At 70.1% G+C, this 24,146-nt stretch carries 23 protein-coding genes; 9 read left to right on the forward strand and 14 right to left on the reverse strand.

The window, feature by feature from the left end:
- Positions 1-197: 197 nt before the first annotated feature.
- Positions 198-1,094, forward strand: a complete 897-nt coding sequence (locus RZR99_RS10380; RefSeq protein ID WP_323119664.1) for an alpha/beta fold hydrolase — start codon at positions 198-200, stop codon at positions 1,092-1,094.
- 34 nt (positions 1,095-1,128) lie between these two features.
- On the opposite strand, the gene RZR99_RS10385 is transcribed toward RZR99_RS10380, so the two are convergent.
- The gene (locus RZR99_RS10385; protein WP_323119665.1) at positions 1,129-1,617 is read right to left on the reverse strand and encodes an Lrp/AsnC family transcriptional regulator; all 489 of its coding nucleotides are present in this window, start codon (positions 1,615-1,617) and stop codon (positions 1,129-1,131) included.
- Between the two features lie 107 nt (positions 1,618-1,724).
- Between RZR99_RS10385 and RZR99_RS10390 the strand changes: the two genes are divergently transcribed.
- A complete protein-coding gene (locus RZR99_RS10390) occupies positions 1,725-2,630 on the forward strand; it encodes a DMT family transporter (RefSeq protein ID WP_323119666.1) in 906 nt (301 codons plus the stop codon).
- Positions 2,631-2,893: 263 nt separating this feature from the next.
- Here RZR99_RS10390 and RZR99_RS33300 read toward each other — a convergent pair whose 3' ends face one another.
- The 5 genes from RZR99_RS33300 to RZR99_RS10415 are packed head-to-tail and all read right to left on the reverse strand — an operon-like array spanning position 2,894 to position 6,029.
- Positions 2,894-3,208, reverse strand: a complete 315-nt coding sequence (locus RZR99_RS33300) for a DUF1289 domain-containing protein (RefSeq protein ID WP_407655430.1) — start codon at positions 3,206-3,208, stop codon at positions 2,894-2,896.
- On the reverse strand, positions 3,094-3,606 hold the full coding sequence (locus tag RZR99_RS10400) for a YbaK/EbsC family protein (RefSeq protein ID WP_323119668.1): 513 nt from the start codon (positions 3,604-3,606) through the stop codon (positions 3,094-3,096). Before RZR99_RS10400 ends, RZR99_RS33300 begins: the two co-directional genes overlap by 115 nt.
- Positions 3,607-3,643: 37 nt before the next feature.
- Positions 3,644-4,576, reverse strand: coding sequence for a hydroxymethylglutaryl-CoA lyase (locus tag RZR99_RS10405; RefSeq protein WP_323119669.1), 933 nt, complete (start codon positions 4,574-4,576; stop codon positions 3,644-3,646).
- A gap of 53 nt (positions 4,577-4,629) precedes the next feature.
- Positions 4,630-5,586, reverse strand: a complete 957-nt coding sequence (locus RZR99_RS10410; RefSeq protein ID WP_323119670.1) for a 2-hydroxyacid dehydrogenase — start codon at positions 5,584-5,586, stop codon at positions 4,630-4,632.
- A 5-nt stretch (positions 5,587-5,591) separates the two neighbouring features.
- Positions 5,592-6,029: a VOC family protein gene (locus RZR99_RS10415; RefSeq protein WP_323119671.1), complete on the reverse strand. Its 438-nt coding sequence runs from the start codon at positions 6,027-6,029 to the stop codon at positions 5,592-5,594.
- 148 nt (positions 6,030-6,177) lie between these two features.
- On the opposite strand from RZR99_RS10415, the gene RZR99_RS10420 reads away from it, so the two are divergent.
- Entirely contained in the window at positions 6,178-6,804 is a 627-nt protein-coding gene (locus RZR99_RS10420; RefSeq protein ID WP_323119672.1) for an RBBP9/YdeN family alpha/beta hydrolase, read from the forward strand.
- Positions 6,805-6,884: 80 nt separating this feature from the next.
- Here RZR99_RS10420 and RZR99_RS10425 read toward each other — a convergent pair whose 3' ends face one another.
- From RZR99_RS10425 to RZR99_RS10435, 3 genes are all read right to left on the reverse strand, one after another.
- Positions 6,885-9,002, reverse strand: coding sequence for a phosphocholine-specific phospholipase C (locus RZR99_RS10425; protein WP_323119673.1), 2,118 nt, complete (start codon positions 9,000-9,002; stop codon positions 6,885-6,887).
- A 44-nt stretch (positions 9,003-9,046) separates the two neighbouring features.
- Entirely contained in the window at positions 9,047-9,337 is a 291-nt protein-coding gene (locus tag RZR99_RS10430) for a hypothetical protein (protein ID WP_323119674.1), read from the reverse strand.
- 173 nt (positions 9,338-9,510) lie between these two features.
- A complete protein-coding gene (locus RZR99_RS10435) occupies positions 9,511-10,434 on the reverse strand; it encodes a LysR substrate-binding domain-containing protein (protein ID WP_323119675.1) in 924 nt (307 codons plus the stop codon).
- Between the two features lie 107 nt (positions 10,435-10,541).
- Here RZR99_RS10435 and RZR99_RS10440 point away from each other — a divergent pair, with 107 nt between their 5' ends.
- Positions 10,542-11,180, forward strand: a complete 639-nt coding sequence (locus tag RZR99_RS10440; protein ID WP_323119676.1) for a glutathione S-transferase family protein — start codon at positions 10,542-10,544, stop codon at positions 11,178-11,180.
- 32 nt (positions 11,181-11,212) lie between these two features.
- On the opposite strand, the gene RZR99_RS10445 is transcribed toward RZR99_RS10440, so the two are convergent.
- A complete protein-coding gene (locus RZR99_RS10445) occupies positions 11,213-12,493 on the reverse strand; it encodes an MFS transporter (RefSeq protein WP_323119677.1) in 1,281 nt (426 codons plus the stop codon).
- 108 nt (positions 12,494-12,601) lie between these two features.
- Between RZR99_RS10445 and RZR99_RS10450 the strand changes: the two genes are divergently transcribed.
- The gene (locus RZR99_RS10450) at positions 12,602-13,519 is read left to right on the forward strand and encodes a LysR substrate-binding domain-containing protein (RefSeq protein ID WP_323119678.1); all 918 of its coding nucleotides are present in this window, start codon (positions 12,602-12,604) and stop codon (positions 13,517-13,519) included.
- Here RZR99_RS10450 and RZR99_RS10455 read toward each other — a convergent pair.
- From RZR99_RS10455 to RZR99_RS10465, 3 genes are all read right to left on the reverse strand, one after another.
- The gene (locus RZR99_RS10455; RefSeq protein WP_323119679.1) at positions 13,464-14,582 is read right to left on the reverse strand and encodes a hypothetical protein; all 1,119 of its coding nucleotides are present in this window, start codon (positions 14,580-14,582) and stop codon (positions 13,464-13,466) included. The genes RZR99_RS10450 and RZR99_RS10455 overlap by 56 nt on opposite strands.
- Positions 14,583-14,621: 39 nt before the next feature.
- Positions 14,622-15,506 carry a 4-hydroxy-tetrahydrodipicolinate synthase gene (dapA, locus tag RZR99_RS10460; RefSeq protein ID WP_323119680.1) on the reverse strand — a complete coding sequence of 295 codons (885 nt, stop codon included), beginning with the start codon at positions 15,504-15,506 and terminating at the stop codon, positions 14,622-14,624.
- 135 nt (positions 15,507-15,641) lie between these two features.
- Positions 15,642-15,767: a hypothetical protein gene (locus tag RZR99_RS10465; RefSeq protein ID WP_323119681.1), complete on the reverse strand. Its 126-nt coding sequence runs from the start codon at positions 15,765-15,767 to the stop codon at positions 15,642-15,644.
- Positions 15,768-15,928: 161 nt separating this feature from the next.
- On the opposite strand from RZR99_RS10465, the gene RZR99_RS10470 reads away from it, so the two are divergent.
- Both RZR99_RS10470 and RZR99_RS10475 read left to right on the forward strand, forming a co-directional pair.
- Positions 15,929-16,948: a sulfate ABC transporter substrate-binding protein gene (locus RZR99_RS10470; RefSeq protein WP_323119682.1), complete on the forward strand. Its 1,020-nt coding sequence runs from the start codon at positions 15,929-15,931 to the stop codon at positions 16,946-16,948.
- A gap of 184 nt (positions 16,949-17,132) precedes the next feature.
- Positions 17,133-18,074 carry an ion channel gene (locus RZR99_RS10475; RefSeq protein WP_407655431.1) on the forward strand — a complete coding sequence of 314 codons (942 nt, stop codon included), beginning with the start codon at positions 17,133-17,135 and terminating at the stop codon, positions 18,072-18,074.
- Here the strand turns inward: RZR99_RS10475 and RZR99_RS10480 are convergent.
- On the reverse strand, positions 18,061-18,675 hold the full coding sequence (locus RZR99_RS10480; protein WP_323119683.1) for a glutathione S-transferase family protein: 615 nt from the start codon (positions 18,673-18,675) through the stop codon (positions 18,061-18,063). The two genes, RZR99_RS10475 and RZR99_RS10480, sit on opposite strands and share 14 nt — an antisense overlap.
- 369 nt (positions 18,676-19,044) lie before the next feature.
- Between RZR99_RS10480 and RZR99_RS10485 the strand changes: the two genes are divergently transcribed.
- Together RZR99_RS10485 and RZR99_RS10490 are read left to right on the forward strand one after the other, a co-directional pair.
- Entirely contained in the window at positions 19,045-22,617 is a 3,573-nt protein-coding gene (locus RZR99_RS10485; RefSeq protein WP_323119684.1) for an indolepyruvate ferredoxin oxidoreductase family protein, read from the forward strand.
- A 385-nt stretch (positions 22,618-23,002) separates the two neighbouring features.
- On the forward strand, positions 23,003-24,142 hold the full coding sequence (locus tag RZR99_RS10490; protein ID WP_323119685.1) for a nucleoside hydrolase: 1,140 nt from the start codon (positions 23,003-23,005) through the stop codon (positions 24,140-24,142).
- Positions 24,143-24,146 lie beyond the last annotated feature (4 nt).

Genomic DNA, 24,146 nt, shown 5'->3' on the forward strand with positions numbered 1-24,146 from the left:
CGACCGGCTGCGTGCCGCGTGCTTCGCAGCATATTAATACGAACGATCGTGCGATTGTAGGCCGATGCTCAAAAGCGTGCCGGCGGCGGGGTGTGGAGGGAGTGCTCTGGTTCTACGGTTTGAGCCGGAAAGCGCGCTGTGCTGCGGGTAATGCACTCCTACAATGGGCATTAACAACAATTCTAGAGAACAAGACCATGTCGTTTGAGGAGTTCGCGCCGTTCCGTGTCAAGGCGCAGGACGCCGACATCTTCGGCGTCAAAGGAGGCTCGGGTCCGCCGCTGCTGCTGCTGCACGGGCACCCGCAGACGCACATGATCTGGCATCGCGTCGCCGCGGCGCTCGCCAGACATTTCACCGTGATCGCGACCGATCTGCGCGGCTATGGCGCGTCGTCGAAGCCGCCGAGCGACGCGCGGCACCTGCCTTACTCGAAGCGCGTGATGGCGGCCGACCAGGTCGCGGTGATGCGCCATTTCGGGTTCCGGCGTTTCTATGTCGGCGCGCACGATCGCGGCGCGCGCGTCGCGCACCGGATGGCGCTCGATCATCCCGACGCGGTCGAACGGATGCTGCTGCTCGACATCGCGCCGACGCTCGCGATGTACGAGGGCACGAACCGCGCGTTCGCGACCGCCTACTTTCACTGGTTTCTCCTGATCCAGCCGGCGCCGCTGCCCGAGACGCTGATCGGCGCGAATCCCGATGCGTACGTCGATCAGTTGATGGGTAACCGCTCGGCGGGGCTCGCGCCGTTCACGGCCGAAGCGCTGGACGCGTATCGCCATGCGTTGCGGCAGCCGGGCGCCGTGCAGGCGATCTGCGAGGACTACCGCGCGTCGGCGACGATCGATCTCGATCACGATCGCGCGGATCTCGAACGCGGCAACAAGGTCGCTTGTCCGCTGCGGGTGCTGTGGGGCAGGGAGGGCGTGGTCGGGCGCTGCTTCGACCCGCTCGAGGAATGGCGGCGCGTCGCGCGCGACGTGAGCGGCCGGGCGCTCGACTGCGGCCATTACATGCCGGAAGAGGCGCCCGGGCCGCTGATCGAGGAGATGCTGGCGTTCTTCGAGGCGCGCGACGTGGCCGCGTGACGGCGCGCGCCGCCGGCCCGCGCGTCGTCACGCTTCATGCGTCGTCGTCGGGCCCCAGCGGCGGCAGGCGTCGCGCGACCGGCGTCGATTTCACGATCGACGTGCTGGTCTCCGCCCGTTCGGTCACCTTCGAGAGGATGCCGTCGAGCTGCTCGATCGAGCGCAGATAGAGGCGGCAGATGAAGCAGTCGTCGCCCGTCACCTTGTCGCATTCGACGAATTCGGGAATCCGCCGCAGCAGTTCCTCGACCAGATGCAGCTGCCCCGGCAGCGGTTTCACCCGCACGATCGCCTGCAGCGTGTAGCCGAGCGCGCGCGGGTCGATCTCCACCGTGAATCGACCGATCACGCCCTGCGTTTCGAGGCGGCGCAGCCGGTCGGCCGTGCTCGGCGCCGACAGGCCGATGCGGCGCGCGAGTTCGCTGGTTGCCGTGCGCGCGTCCTCGGCCAGGATGCGCAGCAGTTCGCGGTCGGTCGCGTCGAGCAGCCCCGCGACGGACGGTGCGATAAGGTGTTTCGGCATATCGGCCTTCGTTTAAAAGGTGAATCGGCGCAAGACTCATGGTTTATGCATGGATTGTCGGCAGCCCAACTTCTAAAATCAAGTCATTCCATACCGGATGACGAACCATGATGAATCAGGAAACACGGCGAGGCGCGCTCGAGATGGTGATGGCCATGCTGATGTCGGGGACGATCGGCTGGCTGGTCGTGTCGTCGCAGCAGCATCTGATGAATGTGGTGTTCTTCCGCTGCGTGTTCGGCGGCGCGACGCTGACGATCGTGTGCGCGGCGCTCGGCCTGCTGCGCCGCGACCTGTTCTCGTGGCGGATGATCGGCCTGACGGCGCTCGGCAGCGTCGCGATCGTCGCGAACTGGGTGCTGCTGTTCGGCGCGTATTCGCGCGCGTCGATCTCGATGGCGACGGCCGTCTACCATACGCAGCCGTTCATGCTCGTCGCGCTGGGCGCGCTGGTTTTCCGCGAACGGATCACGGCCTCGACGATCGTCTGGCTGCTGCTCGCGTTTACCGGCCTCGTCTGCGTCGTGCGGGTCGAGCCGGCGGTGCTCGCGACGCCCGGCGCGTATCTCCAGGGCGTCGCGCTGGCGCTCGGCGCGGCGTTCCTGTACGCGGTGTCGTCGATCATCACGAAGCATCTGAAAGGGACGCCGCCGCACCTGCTCGCGTTGATCCAGGTCGGGCTCGGCGTCGTGATGCTCGCGCCGTTCGTCCATTACGACGCGGTGCCCGCGACCACGCCGGCGCAGTGGGCCGACCTGATCGTGCTCGGCATCGTGAACACGGGCCTGATGTACGTGCTGCTGTACGGCGCGATCCAGAAACTGCCGACCGCGATCACGGGCGCGCTGTCGTTCATCTATCCGCTCGTCGCGATCGCGGTCGATCGCTTCGCGTTCGGACAGACGCTCGCGTGGAGCCAGGCATTCGGCGCGGTGTTGATCCTGGTTGCGGCGGCGGGGGTGAATCTCGGCTGGCGGATCGTGCCGGCGCGGCGCGCGCCTGCGAAGATTTGAAGGTCCGGCGCGCGGCAGGCGCCGGGATGTCGCGATGCGGCGGACGTCGCGAACGGACCGCCGCGCGCGATGCCGCGCCGCCGCGAAAATCCGTAGGGAAACTCCCGATGCGATGCCCGGGGGGCGCTCGTATGATGCGCAGTGACGTTGATCACGTCGACAGAATTCCGTTTCTGAGCGCCGTTCGCCAATTTGGTTGAACGGTTTTTTTTTGCGCGGCGCACACGCGGCGGACGGACCGCGCGGCATGCCGGCGCGCACCGTCAGGCGTCGCCGTCGTGCGCCGCCGGTACGCGTCTCGCGTCGAGGCGCGCGAGCACCGCGCGCTTGCCGTCGTCGTCGAGCGCCCGCCATCCGGCGATTTCGTCGCGCGTGCGGCGGCAACCCTCGCACCAGCCGCTGGCCGCATCGATCCTGCAAATACCCGTGCACGGCGACGGGACGCCGGTGGCGATCGCGTCACTCATGCGCCGGCGTCCTCGCGCAGCGCGACGTCGCTGACCGGCGCGCCCGTCAGCGAGACGAGCTCCTGCGGCGTCAGGTTGAACACCGCATGCGGATGGCCGGCCGCCGCCCACAGACTGTCCAGCCCGAGCAGATCCGCGTCGATCAGCGTGACGGGGTCGACCAGGTGGCCGATCGGGCAGACGCCGCCGATCGCGTAACCGGTGTGGTCGCGGACGAATTTCGCATCGGCGCGGCCGATCTCGCCGACCTGCGCGGCGACCTTCCGTTCGTCGACGCGATTCACGCCGCTGGCGATGACGAGCACCGGCGCGCCGTCCGAGCGGCGCCGAAACAGGATCGACTTGGCGATCTGCGCGACCGAGCAGCCGAGGCCGGCCGCGGCTTCGGCGGAAGTCTTGCCGGTTGCCTCGAGCATCACGATGCCCTTGGCGTGGCCGCGCTCGCGCAGCAGCAGCGCGACGCGGCGCGCGGAATCGGGCAGCGCGTCGAGTGAGGGGGTGGATTTCATGACGAAGCTTGCGGAGGGGGATGTGAACGGAACGGCATTATGCACAGGCCGGCGCTTCGGCGGCGCCGCGCGCTTTCGCGAGCAGTGCGCGGCCCGCGCGCGAGACGTTGGCGCGGCCGATGGAGGTGGAAATGAAATCGCCGGCCGCGACCACTTGCGACAGGTCGATGCCGGTGTCGATGCCGAGGCCCTGCAGTAGGTACAGCACGTCCTCGGTCGCGACGTTGCCGGTCGCGCCCTTCGCATACGGACAGCCGCCGAGCCCTGCGACCGACGCGTGGAAGATCTCGATGCCCTCGAACAGCGCCGCGTAGATGTTCGCGAGCGCCTGGCCGTAGGTGTCGTGGAAGTGCCCGGACAGCCGTTCGCGCGGGAACACCCGGGTGACGGCGGCCATCACTTCGCGGGTGCGCTGCGGGGTGCCGACCCCGATCGTATCGGCGATGTCGATCTCGTCGCAGCCGAGCGCGGCGAACCGTTCGACCACGTCGACGACCGACGCGACCGGCACGTCGCCCTGATACGGGCAGCCGAGCGAGCAGGACACGCTGCCGCGCAGCCGCAAGCCCGCATCCTTCGCGGCGCGCGCGACGGGCTCGAAGCGCGCGATGCTGTCGGCGATGCTGCAATTGATGTTCTTCTGCGAGAACGCCTCGCTCGCGGCGCCGAAGATCACGACTTCGTCGGCCCGCGCGGCCAGCGCGTTCTCGAAACCCTTGAGATTCGGCGTGAGCACCGAATAGAGCGTGCCCGCGCGCCGCTCGATGCCGGCCATCACCTGCGCGCCGTCGGCCATCTGCGGCACCCATTTCGGCGAGACGAACGACGCCGCCTCGACGTTGCGGAACCCGGCCCGCGACAACCGGTTCACGAGTTCGATCTTCACGTCGGTCGGAACGAAGTCCTTTTCGTTCTGCAGGCCGTCGCGCGGGCCGACTTCAACGATCTTCACGGATGGGGGAAATGTCATGGTTGTCTCCTGATGCCTGAATCCTGATGGGGGCGAGCGGCGGACCGTCGAGGTCAGTAGCCGCGCGCGTAATCGACGATCCCGCCGATCGCTTCCCCGCGCTCCAGCGCGCCGATCTTCGCGGCGATCTGCTCGATCGCCTCGGCGCGCAGGGTTTCCGCCGAAATATGCGGGGTGATCGCGATGCGCGGCTCGCGCCAGAACGGATGATCGGCGGGCAGCGGTTCGCGCTCGAATACGTCGAGCGTCGCGGCGGCGATCCGGCCGGACGCGAGCGCGTCGAGCAGGTCGGCCTCGACGAGGTGCGCGCCGCGCGCGACGTTGATCAGATACGCGCCGGTCGCGAGCTTGGAGAACGTGTGCGCGTTCAGCACGCCGCGAGTGTCGGGCGTGCTGGGCAGCAGGTTCACGAGGACTTTCGCGCCGTCGAGGAAGGCGTCGAGCGCGGCATCGCCCGGGCGCACGTCGCCCGCATGCGTCGCGACGCCTTCGATGTGCTTTGAGCGGCGGCTGTATCCGCGCACCGGCAGGTTCAACGCCGCGAGCGCGCGCGCGACCTGCTCGCCCAGCACGCCGAGGCCGAGCACGCCGACCGTGAAGGTCGCGCGCGGATGCGCGGGCAGCGGCCGCCACAGCCGGTCGCGCCGCTGCTGATCGTACTCGTCGAAGCGGCGCAGATAGCGCAGTACCGCATGGGTCACGTACTCGACCATCTGCGGCGCCATGCCGGTGTCCTCGAGCCGCACGAGCGGCAGCTCGCGCGGCAGCGTGCCGGGATGCGCGTGCTCCAGCGCGAGCAGCGCATCGACGCCCGCGCCGAGATTGAACACCGCGCGCAATCCGTCGCGCGGCGCGAAGAACGCGCGCGGCGCGCGCCAGACGAGCGCGTAGTCGGCGCGCGCGTCGTCGCCCGGCTGCCACGCGCGAAGCCGCGCGCCGGGCAGCGCGCGGGCGATCTCGCGCTGCCAGTCGGCGGCGTCCTGATGCGGGGAGTAAAACAGCAGGTCCATGCGGCTCACTTCGCGAACAGCTGGCCGATGTCGGCGAACGCCTTGAACTCGAGTGCATTGCCGCACGGATCGAGGAAGAACATCGTCGCCTGCTCGCCCACTTCGCCCTTGAAGCGCAGGTGCGGCTCGATCACGAACGACGTGCCGGCCGCCGTCAGGCGATCGGCGAGCGCCTGCCATTCGTCCATCGACAGCACGACGCCGAAGTGACGCACCGGCACATCGTCGCCGTCCACCGGGTTGACGCCGGCGCGGCCGGTTTCGTCGGGCGCGAGGTGCGCGACCAGTTGATGGCCGAAAAAATCGAAATCGACCCAGCGATCGGAACTGCGGCCTTCGGCGCAGCCGAGCAGGCCGCCGTAGAAGCGCCGCGCGTGATCGAGGCTCGTGACGGGAAAGGCCAGGTGGAACGGGCGCAACGCGCCGGGAAGCGGGGCGGGCATCAAACGTCTCCTGAGTGAGGCCCTCATTCTACGGTTTCGGCGCCGGTTTCGCCGCCGCGCGCCGAAATGCAAAGCACAAAAAATTGGTTCGTCGCGCGTGTGGTCCACACCACAATCGGAACCAGACTCCCAGCCTAGCGAGGCAAACATGCGCGCATGCAGCAAATCGAACTGGCCGCCGCGGCTCGTGACCGTGCCCGGGCTGCACGGCAGCGAAGGCGCGCATTGGCAGACCTGGCTGGAGCGGCAGTTCGCGCGTTCGCTGCGCGTCGAACAGGACGACTGGGACGCGCCGCAGCTGGCCCGCTGGGCGCAGTCGGTGCGGGATCTGCTCGCGCGCGAACGCGGGCCGTTCGTGCTTGCCGCGCACAGCTTCGGCTGCCTCGCGGCCGCGCACGCGCTCACGCAGCGCGGCACGCCGACAGCGGACGTCGCCGGCGTGCTGCTCGTCGCACCGGCGAGCCCCCGGAAATTCACCTTCGCGGGCGCGTTCGAAGGCCGGCGTCTGACCGTGCCGTCGATCGTGATCGGCAGCGAAACCGATCCGTGGATGAGCGCGGGCGAGGCGCGCGAACTCGCGCACCGGCTCGGCAGCGCGTACGTCAACCTGGGCGATGCCGGTCATATCAACACGGCGGCCGGCTACGGCCCGTGGCCGCGCGCGAAGTACTTCATCGATACGCTCGTGCATTGCGCGGCGCCGCTGCGGTTCCGCGATCCGGCGGGGGAGTTCGAGCCGCCGGCGCGCGCAGTGGCCGCGACGGCGGCGGCGTGACGCGGCGGCCGTCGCGCGCGGCCGTCCGATAAAAAAGCCTGGCGCGCGGCCAGGCTTTTGTCGTGGGTCGGGCCGCCGGCTCAGGCGGTCACGGGCGCGACCGCCGCCGGATCGGAATAGCTCGGGCGGCCGTTCTCGATGTGGCCGGCGAAGCGGCGCACGAAGTCGCCCGTCGCGGCGTCCGACACGGTGACGTCGTACCAGTGGTGGCTCGACGCGAGCAGCCACTGTTCGACGCGCTCCTCGCCCCCGTGCAGGGTCAGTCGGCGGGCGGGCGCACCGTACGCGTTGTCGGTCAGCGTGAGCTGCACGCGTTCCCCGCCGTGGTTCGTGATCTTCAGGAACAGATTGCCGTTCGCGACGTCGTAGCCCGCTTTCACCTCCGGATGCGCGGCCGAGCGCCAGCCGTGCTGCGCCTGTGCGACGGCCTTGCCGGCGAAGCTGCGCACGAAGCCGTTCGGGCCGTACACCGTGAACGCGTACGCGCCCCCCGTCACCGACAGATCGAACTCGTCGTGCAGCGTGTGGTGCGCGCCGACCGTATAGCGCCACGGACCGTCGGTGCGGTTCGACGCGTACACGTAGAAATGCGCGCCCTGGTCGCCGCGGTTCGCGAACTCGATGCGCAGCTGCGTGCCGTGCAGCGACGCATTCGCGTGCAGTTCGTACGGCAGCGCGCGCGCCGGGCGCACGCCGGGTTCCTGCGGATCGATCGGGCTCGGCTGAGCCGGCACCGTCGGCGCGGGCTTGGTCGTGCACAGCTGGTCCGCGATCGAACGGTAGTTGCTGGTGTCGGGAAGCGGCGGCAACGTCGCATCCGGCGTGCGGAAATCGAACGCCGACGTGAGGTTGCCGCACACGGTCCGACGCCACGGCGTGATGTTCGGCTCGTCGATCCCGAAGCGCTCGCCGATGAAGCGGATCACCGACGTGTGATCGAACACCTGCGAGCACACGAAGCCGCCCTTGGTCCACGGCGACACGACCGTCATCGGCACGCGCGGCCCGAGGCCGTAAGGCAGGCCGTCGGCGGTGTAGCTGCCGCCGCGTCCGGGGTTCACGACGTTGTGGATCTCGCCGTCGACCGTCACGGTCGACAGGCCCTGCGCGCGCGTGGTGGCCGGCTGCGGCGGCACGACGTGATCGAAGAAGCCGTCGTTCTCGTCGTACATGATGAACAGCACGGTCTTGCGCCACACGTCGGGATTCGCGGTCAGCGCGTCGAGGATCTGCGACGTGTAGTTCGCGCCGTACGCGGGCGTGTATTTCGGATGTTCGGAGAACGCGGCGGGCGGCAGCAGCCACGACACCTGCGGCAGCTTGTTCGCCAGTACGTCGGCCTTCAGGTCGTCGAGCGTGCGCGCCGTCTGCGCGCGCTGGTAGAGCGACGAACCCGGCTGCGCGTTGATGAAGTTCGCGAAGTTCTGCAGGACGTTCGTGCCGTAGTTGCCGTTGATCGGGTCGTTGCCGTTCACGCCCTGCTGATAGACCTGCCACGACACGCCGCGCGCTTCCAGGCGCTCCGGGAAGGTCGTCCACGACAGCAGCTGGTATTGCGGCGGGCCGTCGCCGTCGACGTAGTCGTTGTTGTCGAGCAGCGGGCCGCCGAACTTGCCGGTCGGATCGACGGTGCCCGTCATCAGGTACGAGCGGTTCGGGTGGGTCGGGCCGGGCAGCGAGCAGAAGTAGTTGTCGCAGACCGTGAACGCATCGGCGAGCGCGTAGTGGAACGGGATGTCCTCGCGCACGTGATAGCCCATCGTCATGTCGGTCTTGTTCGCGGGCCACTGGTCGTAGCGCCCGCCGTCGATCGCGGCCTGCGTCTTGTACCACGAGTGGTCGAGATCGCCGATGCACTGCGCGCTCGTCGTCAGCGTGTTCAGGCGGAACGGCAGCACCGGCTGCGCGGCGTTCGCCTTCGACGGCTGGTACCACACCGGCTTGCCGTTCGGCAGCGCGATCGGGAAGCGATCGTTGTAGCCGCGCACGCCGCGCAGGTGTCCGAAGTAATGATCGAACGAGCGGTTTTCCTGCATGAAGACCACGACGTGCTCGACGTCGCGGATCGTGCCGGTGCCCGGCGCGGCCGGGATCGCGAGCGCGCGGCGGATCGACTCGGGGAACACGGTGAGCGCGGCGGCGGCGCCCGCGGAATTGGCAACGGTATGCAGGAAACGGCGGCGACTTTCTGACGTCATGTTTTCACCTCTGGCGGGTTCTGCGGGGGGACGGAAGCAGGCGATCAGCCGGGCGTCGATGCGGGCGCGGCCGCCGTGGCGGTCGAGTCGGGCGCGTCGTCGCTGTCGTCGGGCGGATAGTGAACGACCGGCGTGGCAAGCGGCGCGTCGCCCGACGCACCGCCGCTGGCGGGCGCCGTGCTGTTGAACGCGCTCGCCGTGTCGCCGGCGTTCGCCGAGGCCCCCGTCTGCCGTGCGTCGGCGCCGGCTCGCGCGGCATGCGTGGCGTCGTCGCTGCAGGCGGCGAGCAGCACGGCGGCGGAAAGGGCTAGGACGACGGTCGCGCGGTGACGCATCGGATGTCTCCAGGTAAAAGGCTGATCGCGAATCGCCGGAAAGTATGAAGAGACGATGAGACGATTCCGTGAAACGTTTGCAACAGCGGTGTTATGACGATTTCCTTGCGTATTCCTGACGATTTCCCGTCGCCGTCGCCGTCTCGCATCGCGGCGGCGTGCGGGCGCCCGCGTTACCGGCGCGGCGTCTTGCGGCGTACTTCGCCGCGCAGCCAGTCGAGCCACGCGTGGATCGCCGCGTGCTTCGGATGGCCGTCGCGCCACACGACATAGTGCGCGTAGACGTCGACGATGGCGACCTTCGACACCCGCACCAGCGCACCCGACGCGAGTTCGGGCGCGATCAGCGAACGGCGCGCGAGCGCGACGCCGCGGCCGTGCAGCACCGCGTCGATCAGCGCCTCCGGATCGCTGAAGCGCGGTGCGCGGGGATGCTCGGTGAGGTCGAGCCGGGCGGCCTGAAGCCACGGCTCCCACGGCTGCGCGTGATGCCGCAGCAGCGTCGCGCTCAGCAGGTCGGCGGCGGCGCGCGGCGGGATGCCGTCGCGATTGCGGTAGGCCGGACTCGCGACCGGGAACACCGTCTCGTCCATCAGTTTCTCCGCGACGACGCCGGGCCACGAACCCGGGCCGTAGCGCAGCGCGACGTCGACGCGGTCGCGCTTGCCGAGCGGCGCGAGCCGCACGTCCGGGTGCAGTGCGATCTCGATCGACGGATGCAGCGCGCGAAAGCGCGGCAGGCGCGGTTCGAGCCAGCGCGCGGCGACGCTCGGCAGCACGCCGACGTGCAGGGTTTCGGCGGGCGGGCCTGCAACGGCGGCACGGCCGGCGCGCGTCGGCTCGAACGCGCGCTCGAGCACGCTCAGCCCTTGCCGGACCTGCAGCGCCAGCGCGTGCGCGGCCGGGGTGGGCGTCGCGCCGTGGCGCTCGCGGACGAACAGCGGGCGGCCGACTTGCGCTTCGAGCGCGCGCACGTGCTGGCTGACCGCGCCCTGGGTGAGCGCGAGCGCATCGGCGGCGCGCGTGAAGCTCTGCAGCCGCACCGACGCTTCGAAGGCGCGCAGGGTCTGCAGCGGAGGAATCGGTGAACGGGCCATCGCGTATTAGTAACACTAATGTCTGAGCGTCACAATTTATCGTTTGTCGCGCCCCGATGCGATTCCTACACTCGCGCCATCTTCACTCGACACCCGGAGTCGCCGCGATGAATGCCTATCGTCTCTACTATTCCCCGGGGGCGTGCTCGCTCGCCGTACACATCGCGCTGGAGGAAACGGGCGCGCCGTTCGACGCGGAGGTCGTCTCGGTCGCGTCGGGCGACAACACCGGCGCGCGCTACCTCGCGATCAACCCGAAGGCGCGAGTACCCGCGCTTGCGATTCCGGGGGAGGCGGGGGCGCTCACCGAAACGCCCGCGATCCTGACTTATCTCGCGCGGCGCCATCCGGACGCCCAGTTGCTGCCGCTCGACGATCCGCTGCGCGAGGCGCGCTGCCAGGAGTGGCTCGCGTGGCTCGTCGGCTGGACCCATGGCGTCGGCTACGGCGCGCTGTGGCGGCCGGGCCGCTTTGCCGCCGATCCGTCCGTGCACGGGACGATCAGTGCGCACGGACGCGGCGTGATCGCGGCGGCGAACGACACGATCGAGGCCGGGCTGGGCGACGGCCGCGCGTGGGCGGAGCCCGGCGGCTATTCGATCGTCGATCCGTTCCTGCTGGTGCTGTACCGCTGGGGCCAGGCGGTCGGCTTCGAGATGGAGCGCCACCCCGCGTGGAGCGCGCATACGCAGCGCGTGGCCGGGCGCGACGCGGTGCGGCGCGCGCTGGCGCGCGAGGGCCGGTAACGACCCGGGCGGGTGCGCCGGCCCCGCCGCGCTCACGGCGCGCGGTGCGCCGGGCGCGGAAATAGCGGGTAGGCGCCGCATGCGCACAGCGCGGCGGCCAGCCACACGACGCCCCACGTGGCGCTCGCGAGCAGAGGCGGGATCGCCAGCGGCGTCAGGAAGAAACCGACGTACACGGCGGTATTGGCCATGCCGAGCGCGGTGCCGGCCTGATCGGCGCCGGCCAGCGTCGCCAGTTCCGTGTACGCGACGCCGTGCCACGCCGACACGCATACCCCCGCGATCACGAGCAACGCCACGATCGCGCCGATCGGTATCTGGCGTCCGGCCGCCGTCGCGAGCGCCAGCATCGCGAACGCCGCGGCGGCCACCAGCACCGAGCCGCGCAGGTACGCGCGGCGGTTGCCGTGCCGGTCGGTGTAGCGGCCGCTCCAGACGCGCATCACCATGGCGCCGGCCTGGAGCGCGACCATCGCCGCGGTGATGCCCGCGAGGCCCAGGCGGCCGAAATCGTGGAGGAACACGGTCGCGAACGTGAGCACCGCGAACTGCGGCGAGCACAGCAGGCCGATGCCGAGCACGACGCGCCAGATCGGCCCGCTGCGCAGCGGATGACGGCGGGCGTCGGCGCCGGTGCCGGACGGGGCGGACGCGGGGCGTCCCGGCGCGGCGTGCTCGGGCGGTTCGTGCAGCCAGCGCCACGTGAGCGCGGCGGAACCGACGCACAGCAGCGCCAGCGCGCCGTAGACGCCCGCGAAGCCGAATCGCGACGCGAGCGACGGCAGCAGCGCCGCGCCGACGCCGCCGCCGAGCGGCACCGCGGTCTGGCGGATGCTCATCGCCAGACCGCGTTCGCCTTCGCCGAACCAGCGCATCACGGCCCGGCCGCTCGAACCGTTGACGCTGCCGCCGAGCAGGCCGACCCCCATCATCGCGGCCGCGAGCAGCATCACGGGCGGCACGCCGTGCGCGGACGGCACCACCGCGCAGGCCATCGCGACGAGCGCGGCGGCGGTGGCGAGCAGGCCGGTCAAGAGCACCCGGCGGTCGCCCCAGTGGTCGGCCGCCATGCCCCACGGCAGTTCGGAGAGCGCCACGCCGAGCCCGAACGCACCGAGCACGACGCCCAGCGCGCCGTTGCCGAAGTGGTAGTCGGCGCGCAGCCAGACGGCCGTGGTCGGGATCCCGGCGGCGGCGGCGGAGAAACTCATGTTGGCGGCGACGCCCACGCCCAGCACCCGCCAGCGGTGCGAAGCCGGCGGATGAGGCGCGCGTGCGGCCCGGCGGAACGGGATGGCAGCCGGCGTTTCCATGATGGGGACTCCCTGAATGACGTTGACGGAGCCCAGTGTCGCGCCGTACATTCATCCTGAATATCGGAAAGTTTCGAATCAATCGTTCGATAAAACAGGATGGTTGTCATGTCGCAAACCAACTTCGACGTCGCCGCGCTGCGCAGCCTCGTCGCCGGCATGGATCTCGGCAGCTTCGCGAAGGCGGCCGACCGGGTCGCGCGCTCGTCGTCGGCGGTCAGCGCGCAGATCCGGAAGCTCGAGGCGCAGGCCGGCGCGCCGCTGTTTCGCAAGGAGGGGCGCGGCCTCGCGCTCACCGATGCGGGCGAGGCGATGCTCAGCTACGCGCGGCGCCTGATCGAACTGAACGACGAGGCGGCCGCCGCGGTACGCGGCGTGAATCTCGACGGCTGGGTGCGGATCGGTCTGCAGGAGGATTTCGGCGAGGCGGTGCTGCCCGACGTGCTGGGCCGTTTCGCGCGCGCGCATCCGAAGGTGCGGATCGAGGCGCGGGTCGCGCGTAATGCCGAATTGCTCGAACGGATCGACGCGAATCAGCTCGATCTCGCGCTGGTGTGGGGCGATTCGGCGTCGGCGGCGTTTGCCGCGCGCGCGGGTGTCGTCGGCGAACCGATCGCGGAGATCCCGATGCGCTGGATCGGCCCCGCGACGCACGCCGGGTTCGACGCCGCTGAGCCGCTGCCGCTCGTGGTGTTCGACCGGCCGTGCGTGTTCTTCGGCGCGGCGACCGCCGCGCTCGACCGCGCGGGCGTGCCGTGGCGGGTCGCGTTCACGAGTCCCAGCCTCGCGGGACTGTGGGCGGCAGCGGCGGCGGGGCTCGGGCTGACGGTGCGCTCCTGCTACGGGCTGCCCGCGTCGGTGCGCGCGCTCGAACCGGCGGCGGCCGGCCTGCCCGCGCTGCCCACGATGCCGCTCGTGTTGTTGAAGAACACGTCGGCGGCGACGCCCACTGTCGAGCGGCTCGCGCAAATCATGCTGCAGGCGGTGCGCATGCCCGTTGCGGCGGTCGACGCGCTGGCGGCGTGAGCGGATGCGGTAGCGCGTAGGCCGTGCGGGGAGGTTGCCGAGTCGCGGCGCTGCCGAACCGCTGAATCGCAGCACCGCCGAGCCGCCGAGTCGCTGAGCCGCTGAGCCGCTGAATCGCCGAACCGCCGAACCGCCGAACCGCCGAACCGCCGAACCGCCGAACCGCCGAACCGCCGAACCGCCGAACCGCCGAACCGCCGAACCGCCGAACCGCCGAACCGCCGAACCGCCGAACCGCCGAACCGCCGAACCGCCGAACCGCCGAACCGCCGAACCGCCGAACCGCCGAACCGCCGAACCGCCGAACCGCCGAACCGCCGAACCGCCGAACCGCCGAACCGCCGAACCGCCGAACCGCCGAACCGCCGAACCGCCGAACCGCCGAACCGCCGAACCGCCGAACCGCCGAACCGCCGAACCGCCGAACCGCCGAACCGCCGAACCGCCGAACCGCCGAACCGCCGAACCGCCGAACCGCCGAACCGCCGAACCGCCGAACCGCCGAACCGCCGAACCGCCGAACCGCCGAACCGCCGAACCGCCGAACCGCCGAACCGCCGAACCGCCGAACCGCCGAACCGCCGAACCGCCGAACCGCCGAACCGCCGAACCGCCGAACCGCCGAACCGCCGAACCGCCGAACCGCCGAACCGCCGAACCGCCGAACCGCCGAACCGCCGAACCGCCGAACCGCCGAACCGCCGAACCGCCGAACCGCCGAACCGCCGAACCGCCGAACCGCCGAACCGCCGAACCGCCGAACCGCCGAACCGCCGAACCGCCGAACCGCCGAACCGCCGAACCGCCGAACCGCCGAACCGCCGAACCGCCGAACCGCCGAACCGCCGAACCGCCGAACCGCCGAACCGCCGAACCGCCGAACCGCCGAACCGCCGAACCGCCGAACCGCCGAACCGCCGAACCGCCGAACCGCCGAACCGCCGAACCGCCGAACCGCCGAACCGCCGAACCGCCGAACCGCCGAACCGCCGAACCGCCGAACCGCCGAACCGCCGAACCGCCGAATCGCCGAATCGCCGAATCGCGCTGCGCCGAGGTGCACGGACGCAGGCGCTCGGACGCAGGCGCTCGGGCGGGCCGCTCAGGCCGCCGCCGCCGTCGCTTCGAGCGTGTCCAGCAGCGTGCGCAAGTGCGTGCGCAACGCGTCGCTCACGGGCATGAATGGCAGCCGCAGGCGGTCCTCGCACCATCCCTGCTGCGCCAGCAGCGCCTTCACCGGCGCCGGGTTCGGCTCGGCGAACAGCGCGCGCACGAGCGGCTGCAGCGCGACCGCGATGCCGCGCGCTTGTTCGAGTTCGCGTTGCCGCAACAGCGCGTGCATCCGCACGTGCCACGCGGGCAGCAGGTGAGCGGAACTGGCGATCGTGCCGTGCGCGCCGACGCACAGCGCCGCGAAATTCTGGTTGTCGTCGCCGGAGAAGATACGCAGCGGCGTTTCGTGCACGAGCCGCATCATCCGGTCGATGCTGCCGCCGCACTCCTTCACGCCGACGACGCGCGGATCGCACGCCAGCGCCTGCAGCGTGTCCAGCTCGACGTCGACGCCGGTCCGGTACGGAATGTTGTAGACCAGCAGCGGCAGGCCGGACGCCTCGACGATCGCCTCGAAGTGCCGCCGGATGCCCTCCTGCGTCGGGCGCACGTAGGTGGGCGGCGTGACGAGCAGGCCGTCGGGGCCGAGCGCCGCGAGTGCGCGCGCGCGGTCGGCGGCGGCCTGCGTCGCGCTGTGCGACAGGCCGAGCACGATCGGCCGCCCGGGCGCCGCGCCGCGCAAGGTCGCGTACACGGCTTCCTGTTCCGCCGCGTCGAGCAGCGCGCCTTCGCCCGTGGTCGCGCCGGCGATGAAGCCGGCGATGCCCTCCGCCGCATAGTGGCGCGCGAGCCGCGCGAGCGCGGCATGATCGACGCCGCCCTGATGGAACGGCGTGATGATCGGCAGCCAGATACCTTCGAAACGAACCTGCATGATGATGAGCCTCTTGATGAAACGGATTGAACGGAACCGTTCCGCCGGCGGGCGCCGGAGCGAGGCATTCGAGAAGGTGAGCGCACCTGCGAGTATCCCGTCCGGCTGATCGCCTGACGGGACGCGACATCCCCGTCAGTCGAGGAGTCGTTTTTTCAGTTTGAGGCCGGCCATGCGCGCGCCTGCCGCGACGGCGGCGAAGAGCGGGAACGAACGTGGGACGATCGGCATGGCGGACGGGACAATGAACTGAGCGGGCATCTTAGCACCGCGGCCCGTGGCCTGGCCAGCGCCCGGCGGCCGAGGCCGCTCATGACTTTTGATGCTGATCTCAACACGATTGGTTCTAAGGGAGTCGCGCGCGGCCCGGCTAAAATCGCCGCTTACCCATACCTGACAACCATCCGAGCGGAGCATCATCGATGAAGCACACCCTGGGGATCGGCCGCTGGCTGCTGGCCGGCGCGACGGCGGCGGCGCTGGGCGCGGCGGCGAGCGCGCACGCCGACACCGCGCTGCTGAACGTGTCCTACGACGTCACGCGCGAGTTGTACAAGGACATCAACGCCGGGTTCGTCGCCGCGTACAAGCAGAAGACCGGCGAGACGGTATCGATCCGGCAGTCGCACGGCGCGTCGAGCGCGCAGGCGCTGTCGGTGCTGCAGGGCCTGCAGGCCGACGTCGTGACGATGAACCAGCCGAACGACATCGATCTGCTCGCCGAGCGCGGCCAGCTGCTGTCGAAGGACTGGCGCGCGCGCCTGCCGAACCAAAGCTCGCCGTACTCGACGACGATGGTGTTCCTGGTGCGCAAGGGCAATCCGAAGCAGATCAAGGACTGGAGCGATCTCGCGAAGCCGGGCGTGCAGGTGATCATCGCGAATCCGAAAACATCGGGCAACGGACGCTACGCGTATCTGGCCGCGTGGGGCTACCAGAAGCTGAAGGGCGCGAGCGATGCGCAGGCGCTCGACTTCGAGAAGGCGATTTTCCGCAACGTGCCGGTGCTCGACTCCGGCGGCCGCGGCGCGACCACCACCTTCACGCAGCGCGGCATCGGCGACGTGCTCGTCACGTTCGAGAACGAGGTCGCGCTGATGGACACGGGTGCGTCCGGCGCGAACTTCGACGCCGTGTACCCGTCCGCGAGCATTCTCGCGGAGCCGCCCGTCGCGGTGGTCGACAAGGTGGTCGACAAGAAGGGCACCCGCAAGGAGGCGCAAGCCTACCTCGAGTACCTGTACACGCCCGCCGCGCAGGAAATCGTCGCGCGGCATCATCTGCGGCCGCGCGATCCGGACGTGCTGAAGAAGCACGCGAGCGAATTCAGGCCGCTCAAGACCTTCAGCGTCGAACAGGTTTTCGGCAGCTGGGCGAACGCGCAGAAAACCCATTTCGCCGACGGCGGGACGTTCGACCAGATCATCGTCGACCGGAAGTAAGCAACCCCGGGCGCGCGGCAGGCGCGCCGCGCGGGGAAAACGGCAAGCACGGGCAACCTGCTTGCCGTTGCCATTGCGGCGGCCCGGCGGATGCGCCGCCGCCCGCGAGCGCGGCCGGATCCGTCAGGTCAACCGGCCGCGCGCCATGCTACGCTCGTCGCACCCCGATCCGGCGAGGCTTGCGATGACAGTCGATTCCCGTTCCGAACCCGCCCGCGAGACCGGCCGGCCCAGGCCGACGCGCGGCCGCCGGATCTGGTCCGGCACCCGCTACGTGACCGCGTACGGCCTCTCGGCGCCCGGCTGGCGCGACCTGTACTACTGGGCGCTGAAGGTGAGCTGGCCGGTATTTTTCGCGTCGCTCGCGCTGCTGTTCCTGGTCAACAACGCGGTATTCGCGACGCTCTATCAGCTTGGGCGCGGGGCGATCGCGAACCAGTCGCCGCCGGGTTTCGCGGGCGCGTTCTTCTTCAGCGTCGAAACCCTCGCGACCGTCGGCTACGGCGACATGCATCCGCAGACCGTCTATGCGCACCTCGTCGCGACCTTCGAGATCTTCGTCGGGATGTCGGGGATCGCGTTGTCGACGGGCCTCGTGTTCGCGCGCTTCGCCCGGCCGCGCGCGAAGATCCTGTTCGCGCGCCACGCGGTGGTGCGTCCGCTGAACGGCCGCATGACGCTGATGGTGCGTGCCGCGAACGCACGCCAGAACGTGATCGCCGAAGCACGCGCGAAGCTGCGCCTGATGCGCAGGGAAGGCACGCCCGAAGGCTACGGAATGCTCAAGATCCACGATCTGAAGCTGGTCCGCAGCGAGCATCCGATCTTCCTGCTCGGCTGGAATCTGATGCACGTGATCGACGAGGCGAGCCCGCTCCACGGCGCGACGCCGGAATCGCTCGCCGCCTGCAGCGCGCTCGTGATGGTGATGATCGAAGGCTCGGACGAGACCACCGCGCAGGTGATGCAGGCGCGCCATGCGTGGGAGCACGACCAGATCAGCTGGAATCACCGCTACGTCGATCTGATGAGCGAGGTCGACGGCATGACGCACATCGACTACAGCCGCTTCAACGATGTCGAGCCGCTGGAGCCGCTGCCCGCGGCCGAGGTCAGCCGGGCATGAGGCGCCGGATCTCGCGCGCTTCGATTGCCTTCGCGCGCACATAGGCGTCGCGCGCTTGCGCCCGGGCGACGTAGTCGCCGAACAGCCCGTCGCGCGGCAGGACCTTCGCGCCCAGTGCGATCTCGAGCGTGTTCGCGAGCAGGATGTCGGCGGCGCAAAAGCGTTCGCCGAGCAGCCAGGGCTGACCGGCGAGCGTGGCGTCGAGCGCACGCCGCACGCGCTCGAGATTGCCCCAGCCGAAGCTGACCGGATTGCTCGCCGCGCCCGTGAGTTTTTCCGCCATCGCGGGCTCCAGGCACGCGGGCGTGAAGGTCATCCACTGCAGGAAGCGGCCGCGCAACGGATCGCCGGCGGGGGCGCCGAGGCGCGCGTCCGGAAAACGATCGGCAAGATACAGCAGCACCGCCTCCGATTCGCCGAACGCCTCGCCGCCGTCCTCCAGCGCGGGCAGCTTGCCCATCGGATTCACCTTCAGGAATGCGTCGCCGTTCTGCTCGTTCGCGGGGAGGCTGACGGGCACCAGCGCGTAGGTCGTGCCGATTTCCTCGAGCATCCACAGCGCGCGGAACGCGCGGGTCTTCGGCCAGTAATACAGTTTCATCGGGCGTCTCCTGCGATGGCGTTGCCGGGCTGCCAGCTTATCGCGCGCGGCGGCGGCGGGCGAGTGGCTTCGACCCGGCGGCCGCGGGCGAGGTCGGTTCGGCGCGGGGCGCCGTGCCGCTATTGCGCCGCACCATTGCGGTTCGCCGGCGGGCCGGGCGAGCGGCGCGGCAAATCTCTCTCAATTCCCGTGAAAAGCGTCGGCAGTCTTGCTCCGATCGTCGATCGGCTCGCGAGATAAGAAAAAATTTTCTCCGATCGGCGCTAAAAAATAGAGTCCATTCGGCGGTGTGCCGGAAATCGTCCGATCGGCTTCCCGGACGCCCGATTGCGCGCCAGCCCAGAACAACATGAATCAGGAGACACCCCCATGACCGCCCGGTTGCCCCTCGACGGCCAGCCCGACCTGTCCGACTACCGCCTCACCGACAACCTCGCCGCGACGCGCGGCCGGATCTTCCTCACCGGCACGCAGGCGCTCGTGCGCCTGCTGCTGATGCAGCGCGCGCTCGACGCCGCGCGCGGCGTGAATTCGGCGGGCTTCGTCAGCGGCTACCGCGGCTCGCCGCTCGGCATGGTCGACCAGCAGCTGTGGAAAGCTAAAAAGCTGCTCGACGCGAGCGGCGTGCGCTTCCTGCCCGCGATCAACGAGGAGCTTGGCGGCACGGCCGTGCTCGGCACGCAGCGCGTCGAGGCGGACCCGGAGCGCACCGTCGACGGCGTGTTCGCGATGTGGTACGGGAAGGGGCCGGGCGTCGATCGCGCGGGCGACGCGTTGAAGCACGGCAATGCGTACGGCGCGTCGCCGCACGGCGGCGTGCTGGTGGTGGCGGGCGACGACCACGGCTGCGTGTCGTCGTCGATGCCGCACCAGAGCGACTTCGCGATGATGGCGTGGCACATGCCGGTCGTGAATCCGTCGAACCTGGCCGACATGCTCGAATTCGGCCTGTACGGCTGGGCGCTGTCGCGTTTCTCGGGCGCGTGGGTCGGCTTCAAGGCGATTTCCGAAACCGTCGAATCGGGCTCGACCGTCGATCTCGACGCGCTGCAGACGGACTGGCCCGCGCCGGCCGGCTTCGAGCCGCCCGCGGATGGCTTGCACAACCGCTGGCCCGACCTGCCGAGCCTCGCGATCGAGGCGCGGCTGGCCGCGAAGCTCGACGCGGTGCGCCACTTCTCGCGTACCCACAGCATCGACAAGTGGATCGCGAAGAGCGCGCACGCGAACGTCGGGATCGTGACCTGCGGCAAGGCGCACCTCGACCTGATGGAAGCGCTGCGCCGGCTCGATCTCACCGTCGCCGATCTCGACGCGGCGGGCGTGCGGATCTACAAGGTCGGCCTGTCGTTCCCGCTCGAGATGACGCGTATCGACCGGTTCGTCGACGGCCTGTCCGACGTGCTCGTGATCGAGGAGAAGGGGCCGGTGATCGAGCAGCAGATCAAGGACTACCTGTACAACCGCGAGCAGGGCGCGCGCCCGCGCGTGCTGGGCAAGCACGACGCGGCGGGCGCGCCGCTGCTGCCGGAGCTGGGCGAGCTGCGGCCGTCGCGGATCCTGCCTGTGTTCGCCGACTGGCTCGCGCGCCACAAGCCGGCGCTCGACCGCCGCGCGCGGGTCGTCGATCTGGTCGCGCCGCGGATCCTGTCGAACGAGGCCGACGCGGTGAAGCGCACGCCGTACTTCTGCTCGGGATGCCCGCACAACACGTCGACGAAGGTGCCGGACGGATCGATCGCGCAGGCGGGGATCGGCTGCCACTTCATGGCGTCGTGGATGGAGCGCGACACGACCGGGCTGATCCAGATGGGCGGCGAAGGCGTCGACTGGGCCGCGCACGCGATGTTCACCAACACGCGCCACGTGTTCCAGAACCTCGGCGACGGCACCTACTTCCACTCGGGCATTCTCGCGATCCGCCAGGCCGTCGCGGCCCGCGCGAACATCACCTACAAGATCCTCTACAACGACGCGGTCGCGATGACGGGCGGCCAGCCGGTCGACGGCAGCATCTCGGTGCCGCAGATCGCGCGGCAGGTCGAGGCCGAGGGCGTGTCGCGCTTCGTGGTGGTGTCGGACGAGCCGGAGAAATACGACGGCCATCACGGCCTGTTCCCGAACGGCACGACCTTCCATCACCGCAGCGAGATGGACGCGGTGCAGCGCGAACTGCGCGATACCGACGGCGTGACCGTGCTGATCTACGACCAGACCTGCGCGGCGGAGAAGCGCCGCCGCCGCAAGAAGGGCGAATTCCCCGATCCGGACAAGCGGCTGTTCATCAACGACGCGGTGTGCGAAGGCTGCGGCGACTGCGGCGTGCAGTCGAACTGCCTGTCGGTCGAGCCGCTCGAAACGCCGCTGGGCCGCAAGCGCCGCATCGACCAGTCGTCGTGCAACAAGGACTTCTCGTGCGTGAACGGCTTCTGCCCGAGCTTCGTCACGGTCGAGGGCGCGAAGCTCAAGAAGGCCGCGGGCGTCGCGTTCGACGAGGCCGCGCTGGCCGCGCGCGTCGACGGGCTGCCGACGCCCGCGACGCATCTCGACGCCGCGCCGTACGACATGCTCGTCACCGGCGTCGGCGGCACGGGCGTCGTGACGGTGGGCGCGCTGATCAGCATGGCCGCGCACCTCGAAGGCAAGAGCGCGTCGGTGCTCGATTTCATGGGGTTCGCGCAGAAGGGCGGATCGGTGCTGTCGTTCGTGCGGATCGCCGCGCGCGACGAGTGGCTGAACCAGGTGCGCATCGACACGCAGCAGGCCGACGTGCTGCTCGCGTGCGACATGGTGGTGGGCGCGGGCGGCGATGCGCTGCAGACCGTGCGGCGCGAACGTACCCGGATCGTCGTGAACACGCACCCGATCCCGAATGCGTCGTTCGTGCGGAACCCGGAGGCGAACCTGCACGCCGACGCGCTGCTCGCGAAGATGCAGCACGCGGCGGGCGACGGCTACCTGTCGAGCTGCGACGCGCAGGCGCTCGCGACGAAATTCCTCGGCGACACGATCGGCGCGAACATCCTGATGCTCGGGTTCGCCTGGCAGCTCGGGCTGGTGCCGGTGTCGCACGCTGCGTTGATGCGCGCGATCGAACTCAACAACGTCGCGGTGCCGATGAACCGGCTCGCGTTCGCGGTGGGCCGGCTGGCGGCGGCCGATGCGGCGGCGCTCGAAGCGTTGTGGGACGCGCGCCATCCGGTGCGGGAGGCCGCCGCGCCGCAGACCCTCGACGCGCTGGTCGCCGATCGCGAGGCGCGTCTCGCGGGCTACGGCGGCGCGAAGTATGTCGAGCGCTATCGCCGGCTGGTCGGCGCCGCGCGCGCGGCGGGCGACGAGCGCGTGACGCGCGGTGTCGCGACCACCTTCTACCGGCTGCTCGCGGTGAAGGACGAGTATGAGGTTGCGCGCCTGTACAGCGACGACGCGTTTCGCCGCGCGCTCGAAGCGCAGTTCGAAGGCGCGGCGGGCAAGGATTTCCGGGTGAAGTTCAACCTCGCGCCGCCGGCCACGGCGAAGCCGGGCAAGGGCGGCGCGGTGCCGAGGAAGCAGGTGTTCGGCCAGTGGATGTGGCCGGTGTTCGGCTGGCTGGCGCGCGTGCGCGGCTTGCGCGGCACGCGGCTCGATCCGTTCGGCGGGACCGTCGAACGACGGATGGAGCGCGCGCTGGCCGACGACTACGAGGCGACGCTGCGCGGCGCGCTGGCCGCGCTGTCCCCGGACAACGCGGAGCAGGTCGCGCAGCTGGCGGAGCTGCACGCGAAAGTGCGCGGCTACGGCCATGTGAAGCTGGCGAGCCTCGCGGGCGTGAAGCGCGCGGAGCGCGAGCTGGCGGCGCGGCTGTCGGTGCCGGCGGCCTCCAGCGCGGCCGTGCAGCGTGCGCTCGACGAGATGAAGGGCGCGGGATCGCTGCGCGGCATCCCGGTGGTGGCCGCGAAGTAGGCCGGGGTTCGCGCGAGCGGGGAGGGGCGCGGCGCGTGGCCGTCCGTCTCGCCCGGCTCATCGCGGCCGGCGGAGCACAGGCTCCGCCGGCCGCTTTCTTTTGGCGCGGCGAAACCGGCGGTCCTGCTTGTTATAGTGACGGGCGCGCGGCGTCGGGCGGCCGGCATGACGGCGGTTCCGGACGGCGCGCGCGGAATACGCGGGACAGGGGCGTGCGCCGACGCGGGCGCCCCCTTCCATCGAAAGGTGTCCGCATCGCTTGGCCGCATCGACGTTCGCGGCCCGGGGCGGCCGTTCCGCGACCATACCAACAGCAGCCGGCGCACCGGCTGGCCCGGCCTTCGGCCGGCCGCCGGCGGCCCGGCCATTCGAGGGGCGCAAGCCGATGAAGACGAGCATCATCAAGTGGATGGGAATCGCGGCGTTCGCCGCACTGGCGACGGCCGGCAGCGCCGCCGCGGCGGCGACGGCCGAGCCGCCGAAGATCATCATCGACAGCGACTACAACACCATGAGCGACGACGGCCAGCTCGGCGTGATGGCCGCGCAGCTGCAGGCCGAGGGCAAGCTGAAGGTGATGGGGATCACCGTCGTGTCGGGCAACCAGTGGCTCGAACAGGGCGTCGCCGACGCGCTCAAGTCGGTCGAACGGCTCGGCGTGGGCAAGCAGATCGGCGTGTATCGCGGCGCGGACTACGCGCTCGACCACGATCACGCGACGATCAAGCGCGAGCTGGCGGCCGGCGCGGGCGGCGACGGCTACCTGGGCGCGTGGAACCGACCCGAGCCGCGTCGCGCGGCGGACCTGAAGGCGCCGCCCGACGGTTTCGCGACGCACACGCAGGTGCAGCGCGAGAGCGCGGTCGATTTCATCATCCGCACCGTCAAGGCCAACCCGCACCAGATTACCGTGCTCGCGATCGGCCCGCTCACCAACATCGCGCTCGCGGTGAAGCGCAGCCCCGACATCGTGCCGCTGATCAAGCAGATCATCTACATGGGCGGCGCGCTCCACGTGCCGGGCAACACCACGAAGGCGGCCGAGTTCAACTGGTGGTTCGATCCGGAAGCCGCGCAGCAGGTCGTGCGCCTGCCGATTCCGCAGGTGGTGGTGCCGCTCGACGTCACCGACACGGTGTTCCTGACGAAGGCGATCTACGATCGCGTCGCCCATCCGGCGCACCCGAGCGCCGTCACCGAGGTTTACCGCAAGGAAATCGGCTATGGCTTCAGCGGCACCAACGGGTTCGAGAACAATCCGGCATACACGCAGAACATCTGGGACACGCTGACGGTTGCGTACCTGCTCGATCCGGCCTATGCGACCGACGTGTCGGAGGAGTACGTCGACGTCGTCGCGAAGCCGGGCAGCCCGGACAACGGCCGTTCGATCGGTTATGCGCAAGCGCCCGCGGGCGTCGCGCTGCAGAAGATGAAGGTGGTGAAGAAGTTCGACAACGCGCGTTTCTTCGATCTGTACGTCGATCTGCTGACGCGGCCGGTGCCGGTGAAACTGGCGGACTGAGCGC

Source organism: Burkholderia alba, assembly GCF_034721475.1.
GTDB classification, from domain to species: Bacteria; Pseudomonadota; Gammaproteobacteria; order Burkholderiales; family Burkholderiaceae; genus Burkholderia; species Burkholderia alba.

Bases quoted from the DNA above. Each gene is read 5' to 3' on its own strand.
- RZR99_RS10445 (WP_323119677.1), bottom strand. From the start codon at position 12,493: ATGGAAACGCCGGCTGCCATCCCGTTCCGCCGGGCCGCACGCGCGCCT.
- RZR99_RS10440 (WP_323119676.1), top strand. From the start codon at position 10,542: ATGAATGCCTATCGTCTCTACTATTCCCCGGGGGCGTGCTCGCTCGCC.
- RZR99_RS10380 (WP_323119664.1), top strand. From the start codon at position 198: ATGTCGTTTGAGGAGTTCGCGCCGTTCCGTGTCAAGGCGCAGGACGCC.
- RZR99_RS10390 (WP_323119666.1), top strand. From the start codon at position 1,725: ATGATGAATCAGGAAACACGGCGAGGCGCGCTCGAGATGGTGATGGCC.
- RZR99_RS10405 (WP_323119669.1), bottom strand. From the start codon at position 4,576: ATGACATTTCCCCCATCCGTGAAGATCGTTGAAGTCGGCCCGCGCGAC.
- RZR99_RS10485 (WP_323119684.1), top strand. From the start codon at position 19,045: ATGACCGCCCGGTTGCCCCTCGACGGCCAGCCCGACCTGTCCGACTAC.
- RZR99_RS10420 (WP_323119672.1), top strand. From the start codon at position 6,178: ATGCGCGCATGCAGCAAATCGAACTGGCCGCCGCGGCTCGTGACCGTG.
- RZR99_RS10435 (WP_323119675.1), bottom strand. From the start codon at position 10,434: ATGGCCCGTTCACCGATTCCTCCGCTGCAGACCCTGCGCGCCTTCGAA.
- RZR99_RS10400 (WP_323119668.1), bottom strand. From the start codon at position 3,606: ATGAAATCCACCCCCTCACTCGACGCGCTGCCCGATTCCGCGCGCCGC.
- RZR99_RS10475 (WP_407655431.1), top strand. From the start codon at position 17,133: ATGACAGTCGATTCCCGTTCCGAACCCGCCCGCGAGACCGGCCGGCCC.
- RZR99_RS10415 (WP_323119671.1), bottom strand. From the start codon at position 6,029: ATGCCCGCCCCGCTTCCCGGCGCGTTGCGCCCGTTCCACCTGGCCTTT.
- RZR99_RS10470 (WP_323119682.1), top strand. From the start codon at position 15,929: ATGAAGCACACCCTGGGGATCGGCCGCTGGCTGCTGGCCGGCGCGACG.
- RZR99_RS10450 (WP_323119678.1), top strand. From the start codon at position 12,602: ATGTCGCAAACCAACTTCGACGTCGCCGCGCTGCGCAGCCTCGTCGCC.
- RZR99_RS10480 (WP_323119683.1), bottom strand. From the start codon at position 18,675: ATGAAACTGTATTACTGGCCGAAGACCCGCGCGTTCCGCGCGCTGTGG.
- RZR99_RS10465 (WP_323119681.1), bottom strand. From the start codon at position 15,767: ATGCCCGCTCAGTTCATTGTCCCGTCCGCCATGCCGATCGTCCCACGT.
- RZR99_RS10385 (WP_323119665.1), bottom strand. From the start codon at position 1,617: ATGCCGAAACACCTTATCGCACCGTCCGTCGCGGGGCTGCTCGACGCG.
- RZR99_RS10425 (WP_323119673.1), bottom strand. From the start codon at position 9,002: ATGACGTCAGAAAGTCGCCGCCGTTTCCTGCATACCGTTGCCAATTCC.
- RZR99_RS10490 (WP_323119685.1), top strand. From the start codon at position 23,003: ATGAAGACGAGCATCATCAAGTGGATGGGAATCGCGGCGTTCGCCGCA.
- dapA (WP_323119680.1), bottom strand. From the start codon at position 15,506: ATGCAGGTTCGTTTCGAAGGTATCTGGCTGCCGATCATCACGCCGTTC.
- RZR99_RS10410 (WP_323119670.1), bottom strand. From the start codon at position 5,586: ATGGACCTGCTGTTTTACTCCCCGCATCAGGACGCCGCCGACTGGCAG.
- RZR99_RS10430 (WP_323119674.1), bottom strand. From the start codon at position 9,337: ATGCGTCACCGCGCGACCGTCGTCCTAGCCCTTTCCGCCGCCGTGCTG.